General features: G+C 39.4%; 23 protein-coding genes. 9 read left to right on the forward strand and 14 right to left on the reverse strand.

Annotated features, from left to right (window positions below):
• Positions 1–4 precede the first annotated feature (4 nt).
• The 4 genes from EHO65_RS16320 to EHO65_RS16335 are packed head-to-tail and all read right to left on the reverse strand — an operon-like array spanning position 5 to position 2,693.
• On the reverse strand, positions 5–727 hold the full coding sequence (locus tag EHO65_RS16320; RefSeq protein ID WP_135775609.1) for a type I 3-dehydroquinate dehydratase: 723 nt from the start codon (positions 725–727) through the stop codon (positions 5–7).
• Between the two features lie 7 nt (positions 728–734).
• Positions 735–1,703 carry a KpsF/GutQ family sugar-phosphate isomerase gene (locus EHO65_RS16325; RefSeq protein ID WP_135775610.1) on the reverse strand — a complete coding sequence of 323 codons (969 nt, stop codon included), beginning with the start codon at positions 1,701–1,703 and terminating at the stop codon, positions 735–737.
• 2 nt (positions 1,704–1,705) lie between these two features.
• A complete protein-coding gene (locus tag EHO65_RS16330; protein ID WP_208744120.1) occupies positions 1,706–2,227 on the reverse strand; it encodes a UpxY family transcription antiterminator in 522 nt (173 codons plus the stop codon).
• Positions 2,220–2,693 carry an LIC_10042 family TonB-like protein gene (locus tag EHO65_RS16335; protein WP_135775612.1) on the reverse strand — a complete coding sequence of 158 codons (474 nt, stop codon included), beginning with the start codon at positions 2,691–2,693 and terminating at the stop codon, positions 2,220–2,222. The genes EHO65_RS16330 and EHO65_RS16335 overlap by 8 nt, the downstream gene beginning before the upstream one ends.
• 65 nt (positions 2,694–2,758) lie before the next feature.
• On the opposite strand from EHO65_RS16335, the gene EHO65_RS16340 reads away from it, so the two are divergent.
• The 5 genes from EHO65_RS16340 to EHO65_RS16360 all read left to right on the forward strand — a co-directional run bounded on the left by EHO65_RS16340 (position 2,759) and on the right by EHO65_RS16360 (position 8,945).
• Positions 2,759–3,979 (forward strand): DUF445 domain-containing protein, encoded by a 1,221-nt coding sequence (locus EHO65_RS16340; protein WP_244243554.1) that lies wholly within the window; start codon positions 2,759–2,761, stop codon positions 3,977–3,979.
• A 170-nt stretch (positions 3,980–4,149) separates the two neighbouring features.
• Positions 4,150–5,844, forward strand: coding sequence for a methyl-accepting chemotaxis protein (locus EHO65_RS16345; RefSeq protein ID WP_135775613.1), 1,695 nt, complete (start codon positions 4,150–4,152; stop codon positions 5,842–5,844).
• Positions 5,845–5,896: 52 nt separating this feature from the next.
• Positions 5,897–6,769, forward strand: coding sequence for a M50 family metallopeptidase (locus EHO65_RS16350; protein ID WP_135775614.1), 873 nt, complete (start codon positions 5,897–5,899; stop codon positions 6,767–6,769).
• Positions 6,762–7,697, forward strand: coding sequence for a UDP-glucuronic acid decarboxylase family protein (locus tag EHO65_RS16355; RefSeq protein WP_425269355.1), 936 nt, complete (start codon positions 6,762–6,764; stop codon positions 7,695–7,697). Before EHO65_RS16350 ends, EHO65_RS16355 begins: the two co-directional genes overlap by 8 nt.
• Before the next feature lie 78 nt (positions 7,698–7,775).
• Complete coding sequence (locus EHO65_RS16360; protein ID WP_135775616.1) at positions 7,776–8,945, forward strand: Re/Si-specific NAD(P)(+) transhydrogenase subunit alpha; 1,170 nt, start codon at positions 7,776–7,778, stop codon at positions 8,943–8,945.
• Here the strand turns inward: EHO65_RS16360 and EHO65_RS16365 are convergent.
• The 4 genes from EHO65_RS16365 to EHO65_RS16380 are packed head-to-tail and all read right to left on the reverse strand — an operon-like array spanning position 8,892 to position 13,968.
• Positions 8,892–9,404 (reverse strand): phosphatase PAP2 family protein, encoded by a 513-nt coding sequence (locus EHO65_RS16365; RefSeq protein ID WP_167482048.1) that lies wholly within the window; start codon positions 9,402–9,404, stop codon positions 8,892–8,894. The genes EHO65_RS16360 and EHO65_RS16365 overlap by 54 nt on opposite strands.
• Before the next feature lie 52 nt (positions 9,405–9,456).
• The gene (gene hisS, locus EHO65_RS16370) at positions 9,457–10,779 is read right to left on the reverse strand and encodes a histidine--tRNA ligase (RefSeq protein WP_135775618.1); all 1,323 of its coding nucleotides are present in this window, start codon (positions 10,777–10,779) and stop codon (positions 9,457–9,459) included.
• Positions 10,780–10,784: 5 nt separating this feature from the next.
• Positions 10,785–11,939: a DUF1577 domain-containing protein gene (locus EHO65_RS16375; protein ID WP_135775619.1), complete on the reverse strand. Its 1,155-nt coding sequence runs from the start codon at positions 11,937–11,939 to the stop codon at positions 10,785–10,787.
• A gap of 10 nt (positions 11,940–11,949) precedes the next feature.
• Positions 11,950–13,968: an OmpA family protein gene (locus EHO65_RS16380; RefSeq protein WP_167482049.1), complete on the reverse strand. Its 2,019-nt coding sequence runs from the start codon at positions 13,966–13,968 to the stop codon at positions 11,950–11,952.
• 111 nt (positions 13,969–14,079) lie between these two features.
• On the opposite strand from EHO65_RS16380, the gene folP reads away from it, so the two are divergent.
• Positions 14,080–14,970, forward strand: a complete 891-nt coding sequence (folP, locus tag EHO65_RS16385; RefSeq protein WP_244243555.1) for a dihydropteroate synthase — start codon at positions 14,080–14,082, stop codon at positions 14,968–14,970.
• An 18-nt stretch (positions 14,971–14,988) separates the two neighbouring features.
• On the opposite strand, the gene EHO65_RS16390 is transcribed toward folP, so the two are convergent.
• Together EHO65_RS16390 and EHO65_RS16395 are read right to left on the reverse strand one after the other, a co-directional pair.
• A complete protein-coding gene (locus EHO65_RS16390; protein WP_135775622.1) occupies positions 14,989–16,005 on the reverse strand; it encodes a tetratricopeptide repeat protein in 1,017 nt (338 codons plus the stop codon).
• Positions 15,959–16,867: a tetratricopeptide repeat protein gene (locus EHO65_RS16395; RefSeq protein WP_135775623.1), complete on the reverse strand. Its 909-nt coding sequence runs from the start codon at positions 16,865–16,867 to the stop codon at positions 15,959–15,961. Before EHO65_RS16395 ends, EHO65_RS16390 begins: the two co-directional genes overlap by 47 nt.
• Before the next feature lie 103 nt (positions 16,868–16,970).
• On the opposite strand from EHO65_RS16395, the gene mpl36 reads away from it, so the two are divergent.
• On the forward strand, positions 16,971–17,873 hold the full coding sequence (gene mpl36 / locus EHO65_RS16400) for an RlpA family plasminogen-binding lipoprotein MPL36 (protein WP_135775624.1): 903 nt from the start codon (positions 16,971–16,973) through the stop codon (positions 17,871–17,873).
• Positions 17,874–17,928: 55 nt separating this feature from the next.
• Here the strand turns inward: mpl36 and EHO65_RS16405 are convergent, their stop codons facing one another.
• Both EHO65_RS16405 and cysE read right to left on the reverse strand, forming a co-directional pair.
• On the reverse strand, positions 17,929–18,195 hold the full coding sequence (locus EHO65_RS16405) for a hypothetical protein (RefSeq protein ID WP_135775625.1): 267 nt from the start codon (positions 18,193–18,195) through the stop codon (positions 17,929–17,931).
• 86 nt (positions 18,196–18,281) lie between these two features.
• The gene (gene cysE / locus EHO65_RS16410) at positions 18,282–18,995 is read right to left on the reverse strand and encodes a serine O-acetyltransferase (RefSeq protein ID WP_135775626.1); all 714 of its coding nucleotides are present in this window, start codon (positions 18,993–18,995) and stop codon (positions 18,282–18,284) included.
• A 148-nt stretch (positions 18,996–19,143) separates the two neighbouring features.
• On the opposite strand from cysE, the gene EHO65_RS16415 reads away from it, so the two are divergent.
• The gene (locus EHO65_RS16415) at positions 19,144–20,088 is read left to right on the forward strand and encodes a site-2 protease family protein (protein WP_135775627.1); all 945 of its coding nucleotides are present in this window, start codon (positions 19,144–19,146) and stop codon (positions 20,086–20,088) included.
• Positions 20,085–21,530, forward strand: coding sequence for a Vgb family protein (locus EHO65_RS16420; RefSeq protein WP_135775628.1), 1,446 nt, complete (start codon positions 20,085–20,087; stop codon positions 21,528–21,530). Before EHO65_RS16415 ends, EHO65_RS16420 begins: the two co-directional genes overlap by 4 nt.
• On the opposite strand, the gene EHO65_RS16425 is transcribed toward EHO65_RS16420, so the two are convergent.
• Together EHO65_RS16425 and EHO65_RS16430 are read right to left on the reverse strand one after the other, a co-directional pair.
• The gene (locus EHO65_RS16425; protein WP_135775629.1) at positions 21,523–22,848 is read right to left on the reverse strand and encodes an MATE family efflux transporter; all 1,326 of its coding nucleotides are present in this window, start codon (positions 22,846–22,848) and stop codon (positions 21,523–21,525) included. The two genes, EHO65_RS16420 and EHO65_RS16425, sit on opposite strands and share 8 nt — an antisense overlap.
• Positions 22,845–24,155 (reverse strand): dicarboxylate/amino acid:cation symporter, encoded by a 1,311-nt coding sequence (locus EHO65_RS16430; protein ID WP_135775630.1) that lies wholly within the window; start codon positions 24,153–24,155, stop codon positions 22,845–22,847. The genes EHO65_RS16425 and EHO65_RS16430 overlap by 4 nt, the downstream gene beginning before the upstream one ends.
• Positions 24,156–24,183 lie beyond the last annotated feature (28 nt).

Genomic DNA, 24,183 nt, shown 5'->3' on the forward strand with positions numbered 1-24,183 from the left:
TCGTTTATTTTCTTTTTGAAAGTAAGGTTTCCAGATCCACTTGTCCGGGAGCCTTTGGTTCTCCCAAACAACAATAAGTAAACTGAGATCCTATCCTTTCCGGAAAGATCCTAAATTCTTTTCCTGATTCTCCCATTAATATTCCGCAGAAGCCTATTGGGATATTCTGTTTGGCACATAGTTTTGAAAGTTTAAGTGCATATTCTTGGAAATCTTTGGATTCCTTTTCATTCTTTGGAAGTGCAGCTATCTTAAAAATTCTTTGGAAAGGAAGTCCCGACTTAACAGTAGCTAAAACTTCTTCAGTGACTGGTCTTAGGAAAAAGAGTAATTCTTCGTAATCCGGAATTCCAGAAAAACTATGAACGGATCGAATGATCCCGAAACGATCCTCGTCTATTCCATTAAAGACTGGATTATCCTTATCCAATTCCAGATCTACATAATGTTTTCCTGATTCTAATCCGGAAAGTAAGGGGGCAATATTTTCTATATTCCAGACACCTAAACTTTTCAGGCTGGAATCTTCAGGTTGTCTATAAGTGAATACACAGGATGCATTTAGATCTTTTATTTTTTGTAAGATCTTATCTGGAGCATCTTTGTCTGAACGAAATTGATCCAAACGGATCTCTAAAAAATCGGCCTTAGGAAGAGTCTTTAATCCAAAAAACTCTTCTTCATTCAATGTAAGAATGATCCGTATTTTTTGAGAGTCGTTGCTCATCCGATGATCAAAGCCCTTTTTGCAAAAGATCGTGAATGGAAACGATACCTAATAATGCTCCATCTTTCGAAACAATTGGAGCTACCGAGATAGGTTTTTCTCTTCTTTCCATGGATTGTAAAACATCGTAGGCCATAATCCCGCTTTCGAATACTGTAGGTTTAGGGTTCATTAAATCTTTTGCTTTGATGGACTTATCTAATTTTCCATCATTTAACAATTTTCGAATATCAAAATCGGTTACAAATCCAATCAACTTTCCGCCCGGGTCTACGACTCCGGTAGCGCCCACGAGTTTTTTTGTGATCTCGGAGAGAACTTCTTCTAAACTTGCGTCGGAGCTAACTTTTGCAAGCTTGTCCCCCTTCCTCATAACATCATCCACTTTTAGGGATAATCTTTTTCCGAGTCTTCCAGCAGGATGGTATAACGCGAAATCTTCTTTTTGGAAATCTCTAAGTTCCATTAATGCCATTGCGATCGCATCTCCCAACATCAGCGCGATTGTAGTGCTGGAAGTCGGTGCAAGTTCAAGAGGGCACGCTTCTTTTAATACGGGAGTTAGGATTACAATGTCACAATCCAATGCCAATCTAGATTGGGGATTTGCAGTTAAGCCTACTAATTTGGCTCCAATACTTTTTATAGTAGGGAGAAGGTTAAGCAATTCTTCACTTTCCCCACTTTTGCCGATTGCGATAACTACATCACCTTGGGCTAAAATTCCTGCGTCACCATGAGCTGCATCTGACGGATGAAGAAAATAAGAAGGGGTTCCTGTAGAAGATAAAGTGGATGCGATCTTTTTACCTACGTCTCCGGATTTTCCTACTCCAGTTACGATCACTTTACCTTTGGATTGGAAGATGAGTTCGACCGCTTTTTCTACGTTTGGATCTAGATTTTCCCTAAAATGAAGGATTGCTTCTATCTCTATGTCTAAAGCTTTTTTAACTTTATCTAATGTATTTCCCACTTCTAATTCTCCTCGCCCGTTTCCAATAGTTCCGAATCCAATTCCAAGGATACTGTAGTATCCATTCCGGAAATGGAAACAAGAATAGACGATTTACTTCCTTTTCGGATCACTCTTGCCTTTCTGTCCTTGAAAGGTCCACTTCTGATCAGCACCTTTTTACCTGGAGCTAGCATCTTTTCTCTTTCTATCTTGATCTTATCAGGATATTCAGTGACAATCTGTCGAATTGTTTCGATATCTTCTTCATCGATTACGATAGGAGTTTCTCCGATAGAGACGAACTTTACTGCTCCAGAGGTTTCCAGGACTTTTAGTTTTTCTATTCTTATATCAATTTTTACGAATACATAAGAAGGAAAAACAGGCACCAGAACCGTTTTGATCCGATCAGACCATTGTTTTTTGGTCGAGATAATCGGCAAGTATTGGGTTACTCCCTTTTTGGAAAGTTCTAGCGCTAACTTCTTTTCTGTCCTAGAATTTGTATAAACTGCATACCATGATTTGAAAGATTCACTCATCTGATTCAATGTGAAAGGATACTGGAATAATTATTATATTTCCTTCCGGCAGTTGAAATTTCCAGCTAGAAACTGATCTTCTAAACTGTGTTTCGAAGACCTTATATTTGCAAGGTTTGATAGTGGTAATATTTTTGGCTGCGCCATTAGACCCAATCACTACTTCCCAAGAACAATCTGATTCTAATCTTTGTTCCAATGCCTCCGGTGGAAAATGGATCTCGTTTTTGAATCTTTCAATCTCTGCCTCTGGGGTTCCCGCCAGACCTGAATTTGAAGAGGTATTTGGTCCTTCTCCTGAATTTTTAGGAAGTGAAAAATGTAAACTCGGGATTTGTCCTTTGCTGAGGCTTAGTTTGATTTGTTCTGAAAAACTTTCAGGGCTTAGATTTCGTACAAAATAATAAGATAAAAATAGGGCTACATGAATAGAAAAAGAAATGAAAAAAGAAACCCTGGATCCCATTGGATTGATACGTTTTTACAAGTATAATTAATATTGAATTTTTCTTGAATCGAATTTTCGGACCTATGAAACTCGGCCCGATGCACGGGTCAATGATAGAGATCATTTCAATTCTGGTCACTTGCTCTTTTGTAGGTTGGATCACAAACTATATAGCGGTGCAGATGATCTTCTATCCTGTGAAGTTTAGAGGATGGGGAATTTTAGGCTGGCAGGGTATTATTCCAAAACATTCTAAAAAAATGGCAGGACTCATTTCGGATGTAATGATGGAGAGATTGATCCGACCATACGATCTGTATAAAAAAATCGATCCTGTGCAAATTTCAGATCTGATCCGCGACAGGATTGGAGAAAAGTCTTCCTCCATAGTCAAAGATATATTTTTCGCGGACAACCCCGTGATCTGGAAAATGGTCCCGGAAGAAGCGAAACAAATTTTAGAAAAAGAAATACGAGAAGATATTCCAAAAAAGATTCAGGAAATCTATACTTCTTTTGGTAAAAATTTGGAAAGTATATTAGGGATTGGTGATTTAATCAAAGAATCTCTTTCCGGAGAAAATGCAAACGTTCTCTCTGAAATTTTCAGGAGATGTGGAGGCCCTGAATTTAGATTTATTGTTCGTTCCGGGATTTATTTCGGGTTTTTGATCGGTTGTGTCCAAGTCTTGTTCATCGCATATTTAAACCAATGGTGGACCATGCCGCTTATGGGAGTTTTTGTCGGTTATATCACCAATTGGCTTGCGATCCTTATGATCTTCTCCCCTTTACAACCTAAGAACTTTATGTTTTTCAAATACCAAGGTCTTTTCTTAAAAAGACAGATAGATGTTTCCAGAGAATTTGCATCCGTAGTAGCTTCTAAAATTTTAGATCCTGAAAGTTTAATCGGTGTGATCTTCAAAGGGAAAGGAGGGGATCTGATCATTACGGAACTTCTTTCCAAATCCAAAGAATTGATGGATGAGAAGTTAAAGAAAAAAATCCCTTATGCTTCTTTGATCTTGGGTTCTAAAAAACTAGAAGAATTAAAGGAGAAGATTGCGGATTCTATTTTGGAATTGGTGCCTGAAACGGCAGACAAAATGAAAGACTATATCGAAGAAAGATTGGAGATCGAAAAATTAGTTTTCGAAAATTTAAGTATACTACCTCCTGAAGAATTTGAACATCTATTACATTCGGTTTTCAAAGAAGATGAGGCCACCTTGATCAGCTTAGGTGCATTCCTAGGCGGTATCGCTGGATGTATCCAAGCATATCTCGTTTTCATAAAATAGATAATGCGGTCGGTTTTAAGATGTATTCTCTTGTAAAATAAGCCGAAAGTATTATTCTTTAAATGATTTTTTCCGGATTATTTCTCTTTCATACCCCCATTAAACAAAATCAAGAAGTCGGTATCTTAAATTCGCTATACCAAACTTGACTCTAAAAAATTACTGAAAATATGAGAAAGAACCTTCCGATTACGGGCCGAGAAATTCAGTTCGCTGAATCGGCGGTAATTATTTCCAGAACAGACTCAAAAGGAAAGATCACTTACGTTTCCCAGGACTTCGCGGATGTAAGCGGTTTTTCAGAAGAGGAAATGCTGGGCCAACCTCATAATATTGTCCGTCACCCCGATATACCTCCAGCAGTTTATAAAGATCTTTGGGACACAGTTCAATCCGGTCGTCCTTGGAATGCGATCGTTAAAAATCGCGCAAAGAATGGAGACCACTATTGGGTGGATGCTACTGTTACTCCTGTTCTTGAAAATGGAGTGATCACCGGGTATATGTCTGTTCGTAAGAAAACAAACAGACAACAGATAGAAAAGGCGGAAAAACTTTTTGCGAGATTGAACGGAGAATCTCAACTCATTAGATCATTCCTATCTTTTATAAATTCACTCCGAGTGAAATTCGGATATCTTGGCCTTGTAGCTTTTACATTTGCATGTATATTTGTTCCTTCTTCTTATTTAGGTTTGAAATTATTTTTAACGGATCCTGTTGCCGCTACTTTATCGTTTCTCGCCGTTGTTCTTGGATTTTCTCTCTGTTTAAGAGCCCTCTATAGCTTGAAAAAGAAAATGTCAGAAACCTTAGAGATTGTGGGCAGGGTAGTGAATGGAAATCTTGCTTCTGAATTTCCTAGGAAAGAGGGTGTCGAAGACGCGGACAGGATCTATTCTAACTTTAGATGTATGACTATCAGTCTTTGGGGACTTTTGGTACAAATGAAAGAGAACTACCAGAGAAACTTGAAACTGTATGAGGAATTATTCCAATCAGTGGGATCTTTCGAAAGAGTTTCTCAAAAGCAAGCACATGCTGTACAGGAAACTGCAGCTGCTTCTCACGAACTTTCTAAAACGATTGATGAGATCGTACTAACTATTAACGAACAAACCAGAAGTTTATCCAATGTAAACGATAGTATTGGTTCTATTGACATGTCCTTAGGGAAAACTTCGGAATCGATGCAAAATTTGGAATCCCAAGCCGGTAATGTCGCTGATAAAGCTGATCAGGCAAAACAGATCTTTAATGAAGCAATCCAATCTATGGAACAGATACGTTCATATTCCAATGAGATCAATAAGATCGTGGGAATTATCACAAGTATTTCGGAAAGAACGAACATGCTTGCGCTAAACGCATCTATAGAATCCGCAAGAGCTGGAGAAGCAGGCAAAGGGTTTTCAGTAGTTGCAGATGAGATCTCTAAACTTGCAGAACAAACAAAGTCGAGTATCAAAGACATCACATATCTTGTAAAAAGTACATCTAACTCGGTAGAAGAAGGTGCTCTGAAAGTGGGACAGTCTGTAGATGTATTCGAAAATCTTCAGAACTATATTGAAGAAGTCCATAACTCTGCATCTAAGGTAAAAAGTCTTTTATTAGAACAATCCAAAAGACTCGGAGAAATCCGCAGTAGTTCCGATCAGGTTTTAGTTTTGGGTAAGATGATGGCTGGAACTTCTGAGCAACAAAAGTTTTCCGCTGGTGAAATTTCAGATTCTATGAGTGCTATTTCCAAATCTGCAGAAGACATAGCTGCTACGTCGGAGAATATCAGGCATTCTGTGAAAGATACTCTAGAACATTCTCAAAAATTTGGCGGAATTTTAAGTCATTTTAAAACAGATTGAATTCTAAAAACCGACTGAAAATTCCATTTAAAAAGCCGATATTGATTCTAGAATGGAGAATCGTTTCCTAAGGCTTGCACTCTTACTCGCGATCATAGTGACTCTTCTTTCCTACTGGAATCATGGATGGGTTTCGTATCTAAAAGACTTCGTTGTTTTTATCCATGAAGCAGGACATGCGATCGCAACTTTGATTTCCGGCGGTTCCGTTCAGATGATAGAACTGAATGGTGATGAGGCAGGGCAAACCGTTGCATCTCCAACATCCGGCAAAAGCCCTTTTATATTCGTAGTCTCCGCAGGTTATTTGGGTTCATGTTTGGTCGGAGGATTTTTGATCAACAGAGGATTCAAAGGAAGTCTGGTCCGTCCCACCTTATTGCTTTTGGGAGGGGCGGTTTTATTACTCACTTTGAAATATACTTCTTCCGGAGGACTTGCTCAAAGGACAGGTTTGCTTTGGGGGATTTTTCTTTTAGTCTCTTCCTTCCTTCCATTCGGCTGGGATCGATTGATCACTGTGTTTTTAGGGACCAGCGTGAGTTTATATAGCCTTTATGATCTTTTAGATTTTACTGAGAATGTTCAGAATACGGATGCAGGTATCTTGGCATACTGGGCAACTGGAACCTCTCCTGGTGGAGCTGTTCCTAAATCAGTTTTGTTCTTGGGATATTTGATTGCTCTGCTCTGGTCCTTTTTTAGCGTATCCATCATATTCTTTTCATTGAAGCGAGCGGTAGCTCCTCGTCCGGTTCCGGATGAGACCCCAGGATTTGATGAAGGGCCGGTGATAGGTTTAGACAATCCATTTCCTGGAGAAGTAACTCCGGAAGTATTGGAATGGTTTTTAAGCAGAGGTTTGGATCTGAACGGTAAACCTCTTCCGCCGGAATTTATGGATATCGAGAGAATTGATGGCTAATAGAGTGCTAGTGACCGGTGGTGCCGGATTTATCGGATCTCATTTATGTGAAAGACTGATACAAGAAGGTAACGAAGTTATTTGCGTAGATAACTTTCACACAGGAAGAAAGAAGAATGTTGAAAAACTTCTCTCCAACCCTCGCTTCGAACTAATACGTCATGATATCACTGAACCGATCCGACTCGAAGTAGATCAGATCTACAACTTCGCTTGTCCTGCGAGCCCAATTCATTATCAATCCAACGCAATCAAAACTATTAAGACAAACGTACTCGGTACCACGAATATGTTGGGACTTGCTAAAAGAGTAAAAGCAAGGATCTTGCAAGCGTCTACCAGTGAAGTTTATGGCAATCCTATCGAACATCCTCAAAAAGAAACTTATTGGGGAAACGTAAATCCAATCGGTATCAGAAGTTGTTATGATGAAGGAAAGAGGGTCGCTGAAACTCTTTGTTTCGATTATCATAGAAATCATAAAGTGGACATAAGAGTGATTCGTATCTTCAACACTTACGGACCTCGTATGCTTCCTGACGACGGCAGAGTTGTAAGTAATTTTGTGGTCCAAGCACTTGCAGGAAAAGATATCACAGTTTATGGAGATGGTTCTCAGACCAGGTCCTTCTGTTACGTGGATGATCTTGTAGATGGTATCATTAGAATGATGAATACCCAAGACTTCATTGGTCCCGTAAACTTGGGCAACGACGGAGAGTTTACCGTTAAAGAACTAGCGGAGTTAGTTTTAAAAGAAACCGGCTCTTCTTCCAAGATCATTTATAAAACTCTTCCTCAAGACGATCCTGCCCGCAGAAAGCCGGATCTGACTTTAGCTAGACAAAAACTGGGTTATGAACCTAAGGTACCTTTATTAGAGGGAATCAGGAAAACGGTCGATTATTTCAAAAATCACTTGGATTAATCGTTCGCCAAGAAAATCTGGACCTACTTTTCCCCTATAAGGGAATTTAACCGAAAAATTGAGTTTCGAGTAGGCTGTATGAATATCGGAGTTTTAAAAGAAGCTAAGGAAGAAACTAGAGTCGCGGTAACGCCAGACGTAGTTGATGCCCTTAAAAAAATCGGTGCTTCTGTTATCATCGAGAAAGGCGCTGGAGAAGGATCTTTTTTCTCCGACGAAGATTATAAAAAAGCCGGGGGGACGATTCAATCTCGCGCGGATGTCCTAAAAAAATCCGATCTAGTTGTGAGCATTCACTTAGCGGATGGAGCAAGCTTATCTAAGATCAAAAAGGGAGCTTTCTATTTAGGAATGTTCCAACCTGCAGTGAATCCTCAGGTTATCAAAAAGCTTGCGGCAGGGAAAGTTACAGTACTAAGCTTAGATGCGATTGCTCGTATCACTCGTGCTCAGTCCATGGACGTTCTTTCATCTCAAGCAACCGTTGCTGGATATAAAGCTGTTCTTATTGCTTCCACTCATTTGACCAGATTCTTCCCAATGTTAACTACCGCTGCAGGAACAATCACTCCTGCTTCTGTTCTTATCATTGGTGCTGGTGTTGCAGGTTTACAAGCAATTGCAAGTTCCAGAAGATTAGGTGCAGTTGTAGACGTATTTGATACTCGTCCTGAAGTAAAAGAGCAAGTTCAGTCTCTTGGAGCTAAATTTGTTGAGGTCGAAGGTGCAACTCACTCCGCAGCTGCGGGCGGTTACGCTGTAGAACAAACTGAAGAATATAAAAAACGTCAGCAAGAAGCGATCGAAAAATTTGCAGCTAAAGCAGACGTGATCATCACTACAGCTTTGATCCCAGGAAGAAAAGCTCCAATCATCATCACTAAAAAAATCGTGGATAGAATGAAGGCTGGATCCGTAGTAGTGGACCTTGCTTCTCCAAACGGAGGAAACTGCGAGTACACTCAACATGGTAAGGTTGTATTAACTAAAAACGGAGTTTCCGTAGTTGGTCACCAAAACCTGGCAGGTTCTCTTCCTTCAGATGCTTCTAGAATGTTCGCTAAGAACGTATTAAATTATCTGAAACTACTGGTTAAAGAGAAGAAGATCAACTTTGACTTGAACGACGAAGTTATCGCTTCTACGACGATCGCTCACGAAGGAGAGATCCGTCACAAACTTACTTTGGATGCCTTAGGTGGTTCCAAACAAGTAGGGAAGAAGCCAGCGGCCAAGAAAAAGGCCTAAGGTCCCGAAACAGATTCCTATCAACCACCCTCCGAGTACATCGGAGGGAAAATGGTGAAGAGATAATAATCTTCCGATCCCCGCCAAAAGACTCAGCACCAAAAACCATTCCGGAAAACCGAAAACAAACACTAAGATCAATGCTGCCGTCATCGAGTTAGATGCATGAGCTGAAGGAAATGAATGTTTCATATCCGGATTTTGATCCACTTTTCCAGCTACAGTGACTAGCGGTCTCTTACGAGCGATCAGCTTCTTTAATACTAAAACAAAACGATCATTTGCATAGGCGATAAGTCCGGCATACGGAATTACGATCCACCAAGGATAAGGAAGACTTCCCTCCCATGCCGCATAAGCAAGATAAGGAAGAATAAGAACTAACATTATTTCTCCTCGATTGATCCTGGAGAGAGTTCGGTTCAGAAGAGGAGTATGGATCTTTTCGCGAATGAACATCGCGATCGCATAATCGATTCTTTCAAAAGCGGATAATTTTTCCAATGTGTTCTTATCCAAGTAAGGATTTCCGTAAAATGGAGATTAGATCCGATCTGGAAACAGAAGATTGTTCTCCTGAGACGATATCTTTTAGCTGAACCTTGTTTTCGGAGATTTCGGATTCTCCTAAGAAGATCAAGAAACGATATCCCTTTTTTTCCGCCGTCTGGATTTGTTTGCCGAGTTTTGCAGGCTCGAGCATTGTTTCCACTCCGATTCCTTCTTTCCTAAGTTCTTCTGCGAGTTTTAAAACTTCCGGAAAAACTTTATCGTCCATCAAAGGAATTAAAACAGCAGTTTTAGAATTCAGATCTTTTGGAACAAGTCTATGTCCTTCTAAAAAGTTTTTGAAGGTCACATCCCCTAATCCAAAACCGATTCCGGAAAGTTGCTCATTGGAGAATAATCCGATCAGGTTGTCGTATCTTCCTCCGCCGTATAAAGATCTTCTGTTTTCGGGATTGGTATCGAATACTTCGAAAATACAACCTGTATAATAATCAAAACCACGAATGATAGAAGGATCAAATTCCAATTGGTCTTTAATTCCCAGAGATTCTAGATCAGAGAAAAGATTTCGAATGAACTCGACGGAAGAAGGATCTATACCTTCTAATTCTCCGATTGTTTGAAGATTTGTTTCTAAGTATTTATATATGAGAGTTAATTGTTTTTCCGGATTAGAAAGTAGAGGTTTTATCTCTTCCTCGAATGCTTCTTTACTGATCTTGGATTTTTTATCTAAAAGTTTAGAAACTGAATGCGCTTTTTCAGGAGCTAAAGCCAAAGTTTGATTCAAAAATGAATCCAAAATCCCTCTATGAGAGACTTTGATCTGGTAACTTCCTTTCGGAGCTTTAAAATTTTCTAAAATAGCGTTAGCGATCAGAATGATCTCAACTTCCGCTCTATAAGAATTTACACCGAACAGATCCACATTGAGCTGCCAATGTTCTCTAAGACGACCCTTACCAGGTTGTTCATATCTCCATAAGTTCGGAATAGAAAACCAGCGGATAGGTTTTGCAAGATTTCTAACTTCTCCAGCAACCATTCTTGCCAGAGTGGGAGTCATTTCCGGCCGGATCGCTACATGACGATCTCCTTTGTCCTTAAAATCGTAGAGTTGTCGTTGAACGATCTCTTCTCCACTTTTAGCTAGATAAAGTTCGAAAGATTCTAGGACTGGGCCGTCGTATTCTTCGTACCCGAAAGATTGGACAGTCTTCCTCATTACGGAAAACATCCAATTTCGGAATCTCATTTCTTCCGGATAAAAATCTCTCGTCCCCTTGTACGGGGCTGTGGGTAAAAAGGCTTTCTGTTTTTCCAAGTCTCTTAGACGCTCTTAATGAAGCTTAAATTCTTCTTTAATAGAGTCATATTCGTCTTGGCATCGTTGGAGCCAACTATTTCTGCACCGACCAGATAAATTTCCCCTACTTGTGAAATATGTCGGATTTTGAATGCGAACCTTAACGGAGCTTGCATCTTAAAAGTTATATCCGCAGTAAAGAAAGGTTTATGCAGAAACGATTCGACTAGCTGGGATTCGGTTACTTCTAAAAGAATTCCGCCTTCGGAAGCGTTGATCACGTTTTGACGGATATCTACATCCAGAGTATTGGAATCTTCTATCCTTTCATTAAATACATCTTCTAACTCTGCGTATTTTTTTAGAATAGCAGGATCTAAAATTCTATCCTTAGTCTCCGCATAACCTAAAGCAACGAGTTTAGATCCGGAAGGATCTTTGTAATAGATCGGATAGATTGCAAAGGATTGGATTTTGCCTGAACGATAAACTTTGGTTCTATCTTCCAAAAGCATCTCATCTTCTAATTCTTGTTTTAGATCTAGAATATTGAAGCCGCTTGCCTCTTCCTGGGATAGAGGATCCATACTGATTGCGTCTTTTACGAAAATAGTTTTACCGGTACGTTTAGCTAAATCCTGTTCGAAGCTAAGTTCCTTTCCTGTTGGAAATACCAATCTGGAAAAAGGATACTCTGATAAGATATTCTTATGTAAGTCGGTAAGCAGGATTTGACCGGAAGTTCCCAGGACTTTGGTGGAATCCTGTTCTTTCTTAAGCATATGAAATCTATGTGCTACTACTTTGCCTTGTAGTCCTTCTATCCTAGGAAGAATGCGGCCATCTTTAGCGATCCTTACGTATTCAGGAGAACAGACGACAACCCCGTCCTCATGATTGACTGAATCCACTCTAAAGCCGATCTCCATATGTTTACTTAAGGTTTTGTAAACTGTGATCTCGCCTTCTTCATTTATAGATTCAGGGTCTATCCTAAGGAAAATTTTTCCTTCAGGAGTTGTTTGTAAGATTTGTAATTCTTGTTTTAGAGGATTTTCTTTCAGAAAGAGCCCGTTATTATGTACGTACTCTTTCAGAATATAACCTACTTTTTGTGGATCCTTAATAGTATCCCATATTCTTGGTGATTGTAGGTAAGATCGGTACTCGACTTCCATCTGCTCTCCTTTATAGCTTGCGGAAGTCGACCCTCCTGTTTTTAGCTCTTCCATCTTCGGTAGAGTTATCTTCATCAGGTCTGGAATACCAATAAGCTCTGGTTTTTAACCTAGAAGCTTGGATCCCTTTACTACGAACGTAGTCAAAAACTTTCCGCGCTCTGTTCCCGCTTAAGCGAGTATTATATTCTTTGGAAGCTATATTATCTGTATGGCCCCCAATCTCTATTTTATCCGACGGATTCTTCTTGAGATAGTCTACAATCAGATCGAGTTGTTTACGATGTGCGTCAGTCACTTCGGTCTTATTGAATTCAAAATAGAGTTTAGTACTTAAAACAACTGGGACTTCTGAATCTTTCCTTAAAGCGATAGAAACTGTAGAACCGGGTTTAATATCTTTCTTCAAGATATTAACACTTTCGGAAATATATTTCTCAGCCTTTGCAAAGATTTCAAAATCAGTGTCGGGAATCAACTCGATATGGAAATTTTTTGACAAACTGTTGTATTTTAAGATTTCTCCCTGTCTATTCTTAGGAGTAAAAACTGTAGCGGTCGCTCCAGCGATTGGCTCTTTAGTAGTAGCATCTACAACTACCACATTAAGTCCTTTACCTTTATCTCCATCACCAGTGTTAACGATTTTACCTTTCTCTTCATCTTTGATAGGAAGAAGCACATAAGTTTTATAAACTTTCTTATTTCTTTCTACGTTTCCACGTAAGTCTAGCTTGTCCTCAGTGGGATAAAATCCTGGAGAAGAAATTTCTACTTTATACAATCTTCCGGTCTTCAATACGGTTTTAAAGTTCGTTTGATTTCCTTTAGAAAGATCTCCTCCAATTCTTCTGGAGGTAATAGTGCGAGAAGGTCCTATACTATCCGAAATTTTGATCGTAGCATCCAAACCGATCATAGTAGCTTCTGAGCCGTCTAAGACCAATCCCTGGAAGGATACATCGTAGGAATTTCTCAGATTTTCAGGCACCTGGAATCTATAAATATCGTACTGGCCCTGTCCCCCATTCCGGTTGGAAGAAATATATGCCCAAAGACCTTCGTGATCGAAAGAAATCCCTTCTGAGTCGATTCCTTCCGCAGTATCTAAATTAAATGGATGAGGAAGTTTTTCTAAACTCCCTGTTTCCGGGACTGGATGAGGAAGATTTGTTTTGGAAACAGTAAGTTTATCTTCCGCATCTTCGGTGTCGGAACTTCCGGGAAGATTTAAGAAGCTGCGATATAAGGAAAACTTTTTGCGATCATTTTCTCTATTGGAAGAAAAGTATAACTGTTCTCCATCCGGATGAATATAAGGAAGAATTTCACTTACCTTAGAATTGATCTCTGATCCTAGATTGATCGGGCTGGACCAAACACCTGTGGAAAGATTTCTATAACTTACCCAAAGATCATATTCTCCGTATCCGCCAGGACGATCGGAAGAGAAGATTATATATTTTCCATCCGGAGAAATTGCAGGCATCTTCTCATTGAAGTTTGAATTGATCTCGGAAATACCGATCAAGTCGCTCCAACGTTTTGTTTTTTCGTCTCTCTTAGTATAATAAATATCTAATGCGTCAAAACCTTCTCTATCTGCTTTTACGTTTCGAATAGAAGTTAGAAAAATTTCTTCCGGGTTTCCGAACTCATCGAATCGGATAGAAATTCCACCTTCGTACTTATCAGTATTAAATAGTTTAGATTTTTTTTCTCCGGAAGGAAGTTCCTTTTTATTCTGTTCCCAAATGTCTTGGTTTAGGTTAACCGGCTTCTTCCAATCAGCTTCCCCATCTCTTTTTTTATAATTTGCATTTTCGGAGAGCCAGATGTCCATCTCTCCTTCTCCGCCAGGGCGATTGGATTGAAAGATCAAATACCTTCCGTCAGGGCTAATAATAGGATTGTATTCTACGTTTTGTGTGTTTAAAGGAGATCCGAAGTTTCTTTCCAACAGTGTAGGAACAGGCTGAGCGGATCCATCCCAGGAAAATAAAAAAAACAGAAGAGTTCCGGCAAACATGGAACTTAGAAAATGATTTCGTTTGGTAACGAGTCCTTTTCCTTGATTGTAAAAAAACATCTTGTAATTAGTATCGGAACAAAGACCCCAAGTATCAAGATGGAAACTAAGATGGAAACGGGCGTTCCGAGCAGAATCCAGGGAGAAATTTTCCCTCCAAAACCTATCTTATTCGGGGTTTTGAATATAACCAACGACTCCTTTTCAGATGGGGGTAAATACCTGCATGAGGACCTTGCTTTGGCCAAGGCAAAATCCTTAAGGGAAGAAGGCGCAGATGTTATCGATATCGGTGCCCAATCCTCCAATGTAAAAGCAGGACCCATTTCGGAAGAAGTAGAATGGGATAGAATGAAAGAGGTTATCTCCGAACTTAAAAAAGAGAAAGTTAGGATCTCTATCGATACTTTCAGACCTTACGTCATCCGAAAGGCATTAGAAGCAGGCGTAGATTATATCAATAATATCCGAGGATTTGTAGATCCAGAAAGTTTGGATCTATTAAAGGGTTCAAACAAACAATCCACAAAATATGTAGCAATGTTTTCTCAAGATCATTCTATTAAGGCCTCCGAATCTTCGGACCTGAAACCGGAAACTGTTGTCCCTCTTGCATTGGAATTCTTTAGAGAAAGAACAAAAACTTTCGAAAGTTTAGGGTTGGCAGATCATCTGATCCTAGATCCCGGGATGGGATTTTTTTTAAGTCCTGATTATAAGGTGAGTTTTGCGGTTCTTTCTAAGATCACTGAGATTCTTTCCGAGTTTCCGAATCTAATGGTTTCGGTTACGAAAAAATCTTTTTTAGGAAATGCTCTCGGAGGTTTGCCCGTAGAAGATAGAATTATTCCGACTGCGATCTCGGAAACATATCTTTGGTCCAAAGGAGTTCCTATGATCAGAACTCATTCTCCCAAATCTTTTTTATTAGCAATGAAAACTTGGGAGATGTCTCACGGAGTTTATGGTCCGCAACGCGAGCTTCAGGAGCGAAGCGACTAGTCCGTCCTAAAACTTAGGTTATCGCCCGTAGCGGATCCTATCCATTGTTTCTTTTCCTTCCGGAGTCAGAGTTGGAAAAAATTCTTCCTCGGTAAATTGGAGTCCTTTAGATTTCAATTTTCTAAAATAAGGAAGAAGTGGAGAAACATCCGCTTTAGGGTTTTTGGAAAGTAGAGAAAGTTTCCATAATTCTAAGAATACCAAAGATTCTTTTTCAGATTCGGGTGCTTTGTTAAGCCAATCCAATGATTCTGAGTATCTTCTTTTCTCACAATATGCATGAGCGATATAATATTCCAATTCAGGAATTCTTTCTCCGGTTCCGCTTAAGCTAAGTCCGAAAACTAAAACATCGTCCCATTTTTCTAAGATATGGGCCATCTTCAACATTAGGCCTCTTGCATTCTTATGGAATGGACTTTGTTGTAGTATCTTCTCCAAATAATAATAACTTTTAGACCATTCTTGTTTAGAGAAAAAGTATTCTGCTAAGCCTGACCATGCATAGACTTCTTGGCCAGGAATTGTAGAAAGTACATCTCTATAGATTACTAGTTCTTCGTCTCTTTGGGCTTCTATCAGCAAGTTCTCGAATTTTTTTCGTTCGATCGGAGGAGACTGTTTTAAGAATGTTTCCAGGAACTTTTTAGCTTCTGAAATATCATCCACTAGATAATATAAACGTAATAGATTGAGTGCAGGAATAGGGTTATTTGATAGAAGTTTTTGCGAATTTAGGAATTCCTCTTCTGCGTCATCAATTAGAGAGAATCTTACAAATAGAATTCCCAAATTGTTTTTATCTGGGGCAAGGATCGCTTTTCCTCTATGAGTTTTTGCTTCCCAAGGACTTTTTACAGAGTCAACCTTCTCCCTTGTATAATCCGTAGCAGGAAGATATAGAAACATCGGATCGTTTTCGATCTGTTCATTGTTTCTGATTGGATATAGACAAGAGAAGAATAGAAGGACTGGTAAAAGAAAAAGATTAACCGGTTTCAGAAGTGGGATTTTCCTGTAGGTTTTTCTGCGCATACAATAAATACTTTAAGGCCCGCTCTGTATCTCCATGAAACAAATACATAAGAGAAAGATCAAGCGCGTCCTGTGCTTCCGGAGCCTCGAAATCCTGAGGACTTTCCTTAGATAGAGTAAGTTTATTCTTAAATTCATCCAATTTTTTTCGAGTTAAAACTTCCAAATTATCAAAGAATACTTTCTCATCTGGCTTAGGCTTTTGTTTGGCTTGTTTTATAGAGTCGTTGAATTGGACAAATCCTTGGGCGGTCGTAGTTACCTTCTTAAGAGTTTCGAATGATTGTTTATAATTTCCTAGTTTCACATGGATTTCCGTCATCAGGATTTCCATTCTAGGATCATTCGGATTGATCTGAATTGCGGCGTTCGCGGCTGCTAATGCTTGCTCCCATTTTTCAGTATCAAAATAGATGGTGGCGAGTGCTGCATAAGCAGTTTTGTTTTTAGGGTCTAACTTGATAGCATTCTTCAGATAAAGTTCTGATTTATCAGGTCTATCTAATTGTTTATAACAATATGCAAGAAGTAGATGAGAGTTCAGATATTTTTTATTTAACTCTAGAGAACTTTTGAGCGCCTTAACGGCAGCGTCTAAACTTCCGAGTCGATATAGTTCTACTCCAAGGTTATAACAAAGTTCGGTTGTTTTTCCAAGCTCGAGTGCCTTTTGATAGGTCTTAATTGCATTCTCAGAATCTCCGGTTCTAGAATAAAGTGCACCTAGGTTTAGATAAGCCTTTTGGAACTTGGGGTTCATTCCCAAAATTTCAGAATATACCTTGGCCGCCTGGGAAATTTTCCCTTCTTTTTCGAGTTTTAAAGCCTCGTTGAACTTTCGTTTGATATCGGCCTCGGTCATATCCGGAATATCGACTAAAATTCCCCAGAAAACAACCTGAAAAAAACTTCAGGTAAAATGTAAAAACCTCCGAAAATATAACATAGAAAGACAGAGGTCCGAAATGAAACAGATAGCCGCTATCTTCGCATTGATAACTGTTACCGCTTGCGCTTCTTCAGAAACCAGAAGAAGTATCAGCGCGTCCGGAGATCCTTCCGAAATATTTTTTGAAAAAGAAATCGTTCCGATGGACCAAGAGTCCAAAAGAGATTTGGTTCTGGCTAAGAACTCTTCCGCTTCCAGAGGATTGGATGATCTTCTCGCGGATAATAAACCTGTAAAAGCCACTACCCCTTCCAGACAACAGTCAGGTTCAAATGGAGAATTCGACGAGGTCGGATATTCTTCTTGGTATGGTCCTAAATTTCACGGTAAACCAACAGCGAGTGGAGAAATTTTCGACAAAACAAAACTTACTGCAGCTCACCCAAGCCTTCCTTTAGGTTCAGTGGTTCGAGTTAAAAATCTGGAAAATGATAAAGAAGTTTTAGTAAAAGTAAATGATCGTGGACCTTTCGTAAAAGATAGGATCATCGATCTTTCTGAAAAAGCAGCTGAGAACTTGGAATTCAAAGATGTAGGAATTGCAAAAGTTGGTCTCACTGTAGTAAGTAAAGGAGGAGCAGCGGAGTCCGAAGACATGGAAGGTCTGGAAGATGAAGAAGCTCTTCTCAAAGAAAACAAACCGGAAAGACTTACTCCTAAAAAAGCTGTGACTCCGGCTCCATTAGTGAAGGGGGCTCCAAAAGGACAAACAGTTCAGGTTGGAGTTTTCAGAAACAGCAGACTTGCTGAAGACTACAGAAAAAATCTTTCTGCAGAATACGGTGAGAAAGTCTATCTATTTGAAAGAGAAGGAATGTTTGTTCTTCAGATGGGAGATTTTATGGATCGCGCAAAAGCGGACCTTCTAAAATCCAAATTGAAAGAGGACGGAGTGGATTGTTTTATCCCTAAAAAATAAAACTTCAATTCGGTCTCTGAAAGAAAAAGCCTCCGATTATCGGAGGCTTTTTTATTTAATTTCGATGTGCTCTACAACCTTCGACCTTCATTCTGCTAGCACAAAGTGTTTTGGCTAATTGAACATAAGCAGGAAGACAGGTGCCTGTTCCTTGTCCACAGGCCGGATCGGCAATCAACAAAATAGTAAAACAATCATCGTACTTTTTCAGATCTTCTCCGCAGAGATCTTCATGATTTACTAGAACCCCACAATCTGAAAATGAATAGAGTAAGATTGTAGAAAAACAAACTAGAAAAAAGGCCCTTAATTTCGACTTCATAAACCCTCGACCGCAAAGGCGGCTAACGAATATAGCCTAGAGGATTTGAAAGAAGGTCAGTTTGTCAAAAAAAATCTTTCCGGAATTTAGATTCCACCACCGTGAATGAACTCGTTTAGCTCATCATCTTCGTTTTTAGAATGGGATTTTTTCTCTTTAAGATTGGATTTCGCGTATAGTTCGTTCACTTCTTTTTGTAATGTATCTATCTTTTCGACTAAAATGGAGAAAACTCTTGCAACCGGGTCAGGAAGTTCTCCATGATCCAGCATTCTTTCTCCTTGTTCTCCGAAATCTACTTTGGAACGGACTACTTTTCCAGGAACTCCAACCACAGTACAATCTGCAGGAACATCTCTAAGAACCACGGAACCGGCGCCGATCCGAACATTATGTTCTATGACTATGTTTCCTAAAATTTTTGCTCCAGCTCCAACGACCACATTCTCTTTTAATGTAGGATGTCGTTTGCCGCTTTCTTTACCTGTTCCACCCAAGGTAACGCCTTGCAGAATGAGACAACCTTTAGCTATTTCAGCGGTCTCTCCAATCACAACACCTTGGCCATGATCTATAAAAATCCCGGGTTCAATTTTTGCTCCCGGATGTATATCTATACCAGTCAAAAATCGAGCGAAAGTATTGATCATTCTAGGTAAAAGGGGAACTTTGATCTTATATAAAGAATGAGCAAGGGAATGGAACCAAAGCGCATGTAAACCCGGATAACATAAAATGACTTCCAAATAGGACTTGGCTGCCGGATCGTTTTTTTTAATTGCTTTGATGTTTTCGAACAAATGTTTATCCCGGTTCTTCTTTGACGGTCGATAGAAGAAGAATGTTATCTTTACTTATGAATAAACCTGAAACTGTGTTGGTATGTAAAGGAGGAATCGTTTTGAGAGATTACATAAGTCGGAATCTAAAGGAAAACGGTCTAAAAAATTGAACAGATCGTCTTACGGATGGAACGTACTTCTTTTTGTTCTGACTTTTTTTACCTTAACCTTTCAGGACGATATATTCAGACTTCCGTATTTAAATTTCGCGACAATTTCAGAGATCTTTCGGATCAGAACTCCTTATTCATTCTCTCTTCTTGGAATTCTTTTTTGCCATGAGATGGGGCATTATTTAGCCGCTAGATATTATGGGATCAAGTCGACTCTCCCTTACTTTTTACCGGTTCCGTTTTCCCCTGTAGGAACCATGGGTGCTGTGATCCGTATCAAGGAACCTATCCGAAATAAAATCCAATTATTCGATATCGGGATCTGGGGACCTGCAATGAGTTTGGTACTTTCAATCCCTTGCATTTTGATTGGATTATATAATTCTCAATTAGTTTCTCTTGCGGAAAGAACTGCGATATTACAAGCCCATCCAGGTCTTATGGACATTCATTTTGGGGACAGCATTCTTACTTATTTTTTATCCCAGAAAATTTTAGGACCTTTTGATTCTTCCCTCTTTACTGTGGAATACAATCCTCTTGCGTTTGCCGGTTGGGTCGGGCTTTTGATTACCGCATTAAATCTTTTACCTTTTGGTCAATTAGATGGAGGTCATGTTGTTTATTCATTGGTAGGAGAAGGTTATAGAAAGTGGATCTACTATTTGTTTTCCGCATTTCTTTTGCTCTCTCTTTGGAATTATTCGTGGATCTTATGGGGATTGCTCATCTATTACTTTATCAGAGTAGAACATCCTTTTGTCCCGGATGCTTCTTATCCAATCGGCAAATTTAGAAAGATATTTGGCTGGGGTATGTTATTATCCTTCCTGCTTATTTTTCCGATCTCTCCGATCACTGTTGTTTCCTCTGTGGGGGTTAAGAGCAGTTTAGGAGAAGATCTCTGGAATATCCTACTCGAAGTATTTTCAAAATGAGAAACCTGATCGTTCAAATTTCCATCCTATTCTTTCTAATTATCTCTCTTTCTATCTATTCACAAGAAGAAGGTGACGTAGACATTCAATTAACCGAGAGTCCATATGGTCTTTCTTACGACGGAACAAATTTCTGGTTCGCTGATAGCAAAAGAAGAGCGATCATTCGTGTAGATCCGAGCGGCAGACAAGAAGCTTTCAATCTAGGAATTCCTTTTATTGCAGGTTTAAATTTCGATCCGAGAGAAGGTAAACTTTTCGTAGCGAGCAAAAGGATCGTTCTAAAAGTAGAGCCGAACACCGGCGGAGTTACTGAAAGAATACAGGTCCCGATAGACAAGATAGGTGGGATTGCGAACTTTCAAAATTATCTCTATATTCTGGATTCGGACACAGGAAAAGTTTCCGTGTATGATAAAGGAACCCAAAGTTTTTTCGGTGGATTTTTAACGGATAGATCTGAGCCGAAAGATATTTGTTTTGCAAGGGATAGTCTTTGGATCACAGATTCTTCGGATGGAAACGTATACAGATATGATCCTACAAGTGGAAAGATCACAGGGTCCATTCGTTCACCTTCTAAAGACATTCGAGGGATTGCGATCTTAGGAAGTAGGATCTATGTTGTAGATAGAACTACCAGAGAAGTCAAAAAGATCTCCTTTGTGGAAACGGATCGTTTCTTAGCTTCCGGAGAAGCTACATACCTTATTAACGTAAAGATCAAATATTCTTTGGATGAGGCAACTTTAGTTGGTGGAGTTCTCGGGCTTCTTCCACCTCCTACAACAGAACACCAAAGGATAAGAAATCTAAAAACCAAAGATCCTAAATTTAAAGGCGATATGGTGATGGGAGTCCGTGCACTTTCTAAAAAGTTGGGCATAGACGATCCGAAAGGTCCCCAAACCTTAGAATATCATTTCGAAGCAAGAACGACCAATGTCAGATATTACGTCTTGGATGATTTTTTAAAGAAGAAGGAAGAGATCCCAACTGACTTAGGCGCATTCACTAAAAATAGAGTTTCGGTAAAAGAGAAAGCCGGGAATTTTTTCTTGGATAAAATTTTCGACGCGAGATTATTCCGCTCCGATTGGGATAGTTTGAAAAAATCTCTGTTAGATTCGGGTTTGCCTGTCCGCCCAGTAAAAAGTTTAGTATTTTCGGGATCTTCTAATCCTTCTTTTAAAGACACCTTGGACATTTATATTCCAAGTTTTGGTTGGGTGCCTCTGGCCAGTGTAAAACCGGAGAAGATAGAATCTTCTCGTGCTTACCAGAAAGGAGAAGATATGGTAGACTTGTTTCGCAGTGAGGCATGGGCGGCTTTACCTTCTCCTATTTTATTCAAAGCAAAAGATTCGGAAATTTGGAAACCACTTCCTGCGGAGATTGAAGTTACACTTCTTCCTAAAGGTACTGATCTTTCTTCTAACTGAAAGATCGTTGGTTGTTTACAAAATATTTTTTATAGGCTACAGTTCCAAGTGTGATCGCTCTTCCTAACATATAGAAAGAGAGTGAAAGCCAAAGTATATGATTGTTGTTTTGGATCTTTCCCCAATAAGCTATTGGAAAGAAGAATACGATCGAGCTAACGATCATTGAATTTCTTAGGATTTTTCCTTCTGAAATTCCTAAGAAGAATCCATCGAATATGAATGCAAAAGATCCAAAGAGTAAAACTGGAGCGATCCAATAACCATATTCTTTTGCCAGAGCTACTACTGGTTTGGATTTGCTGAATAATTCGAATAAGAATCCGGCAGGAAGAAGGATCAAAAGGCAAAAGAATAGAGAGATCCCGAATCCGGAAAGGATAGCCATTTTTAGGATTTTTCTTAGGCCTTCCGAATTATTGTTTCCTTTTAGATTTCCTGCAACCGTTTCCATTGCGATTGCAGCTCCATCTATCCAAAATGCGCCGATCAATATCAATTGATGAAGGATTGCATTTGCAGCTAGAGTTTCAGAACCCAAACCTGAACTATAATTTCTAAATAAACTGAATGTAGTGATCAAAAGTAGGGTCCGGATCATTATATCCGAATTCAAAGATAGAAGGGATGTATAACCTTTCAGAGAGAAGATTCGGATCTTATGATAAATTTGTAAGAATCGGTCCTTCTCTTTGAATAATAAAACAAGGAAGAACGCGCACATCAGATATTGGCTGATGGAAGTTGCGATCCCCGCTCCATAAGCTTTCCAATCTAAAAATAGAATGAACCAAATATTCAGACCTATATTGACTAGATTTGCAATGACAGTTGCTACTAGAACAGTAGCACTTTTGGATCTTCCTAAAAACCAACCCGTGAGTACAAAATTACAAAGAGTTGCAGGTGCGCTGATGATCCTGGACTTGAAATATTCTCCACCAGCGGATTTTACTTCCTTCTCTCCTTCTAAAACAGAAAAGCCGAATTCTTCTAAATACGTTTTAGTGAGTAGGATCAAAACACCGATCCCAAGGCCGAGTAATAAGGATCTCAAAAGTATTTGAAAGGATTCTTTATTATCTTCGTTTCCTTCTGCTTGGGCAGTAAGTCCGGTTGTACTCATTCTTAAGAAAGAAAATCCCCAGAATAGATAATCGAATAGTACGTTTGCTAATGCAACTCCTGCTACATATGTATGAGATTCCAATTGCCCAAGTACTGCAACATCTGCAAAGCTTGTAAGTGGAACAGTTAAGTTTGCTATTATATTGAAGAATGTTAGAGTAAGAAATTTTTTTTCCAAGAGAAGACTCAGGTGTTCAGTCGTTTCTTATCTTCTATACTTTGGAAAACATTACAGGCAACCAAGTCTCCAGTAACATTTACTGTGGTTCTGCACATGTCCAGAATACGATCCACTCCCAAGATGATCCCGATCCCTTCTGTAGGAACTCCTACGCCAGCTAAAATAGATGCGAGGATCACTATACCAAGTCCTGGAGTACTGGGAGTTCCGATAGAAGCTACTACGGTTGCGATAAGAACAAATGCAAGATTGGTCGTCGTTAACTCAATACCGTACACCTGAGCTAAGAAGACAGTGGCGACCGCTTGGTAAAGTGCAGTCCCGTCCATATTTACTGTGGCTCCCAAAGGTAGAATGAACTCTGCAATCTTTCGAGAGACGCCCATCTTCTCTATTCCAGTTTTTAAAGAAAAGGGAAGAACAGCTGCAGAACTGGAAGTAGAGAATGCAAGTAGTTGCACTTCTCCTGCTTGCTTAAAAAACCAAATAGGACTCTTTCTTGTGGCAAGAATCAGTATGATTGAATACATGATGAGCACTAGGGCAAGTCCGCCAAGAACAGTGAGAAAATAAACTCCAAGACTCAGTAGTACTTTAAGTCCAATCTTTGCAGTGATCTGTGCTATAAGACCAAAGACCGCAAATGGTGCTATCTTCATTGCCCATTGTACGAATACCATACTTGTCTTGAATACTGCTTGGAAAACAGGAAGAACATAGGCGGCACTTTGTTGTTCTATGGAAAGAATAGCGATCCCGACTAATAGAGCTAACAAAACTACGCCTAACATATCTCCATTAGCAAATGTTTGGAATGGGTTCCTCGGAAGAACTGAAAGGATTAAATCTGGGACCTTCTCTACAGAAACAGTACCCGAAGATTCGGATACTTTATTTGGTACCTGCACTCTTGGGATCCCGGCTGGATCTACAAAACTTCCCGGTTTGATAGTACTTGCTAAGATCATTCCGATCGATACAGCTAATATTGTGGTAAATACAAAGTATAAGAATGCTTTTAATCCGAAACTTTTCAGATTATCTATCGTTTCACCTGCATGAATTCCTAAAACAATAGAACAAAACACCAAAGGGATCATGATGATCTGCAATAAGATCAGGAAGAAATGGCCCGGAAGTCCTAACCAAGAAATGACCGGTTTAGAATATTCTTGGGCTACCAACGAATTTTCAGGGCTTAGATATAGACCTACTAAAAGTCCGGATACCAAACCTAACAAGACTCTGAACCAGAGTTTTTCTAAAGGAAGAAATCTACGAGCATTCGGAATGTTTCGGTTTGAGTCGGCGGACATACTCGACAGAATAGGAGTCGTATTCTTA

The sequence above is a fragment of the Leptospira andrefontaineae genome (assembly GCF_004770105.1).
Classification (GTDB): domain Bacteria; phylum Spirochaetota; class Leptospiria; order Leptospirales; family Leptospiraceae; genus Leptospira_B; species Leptospira_B andrefontaineae.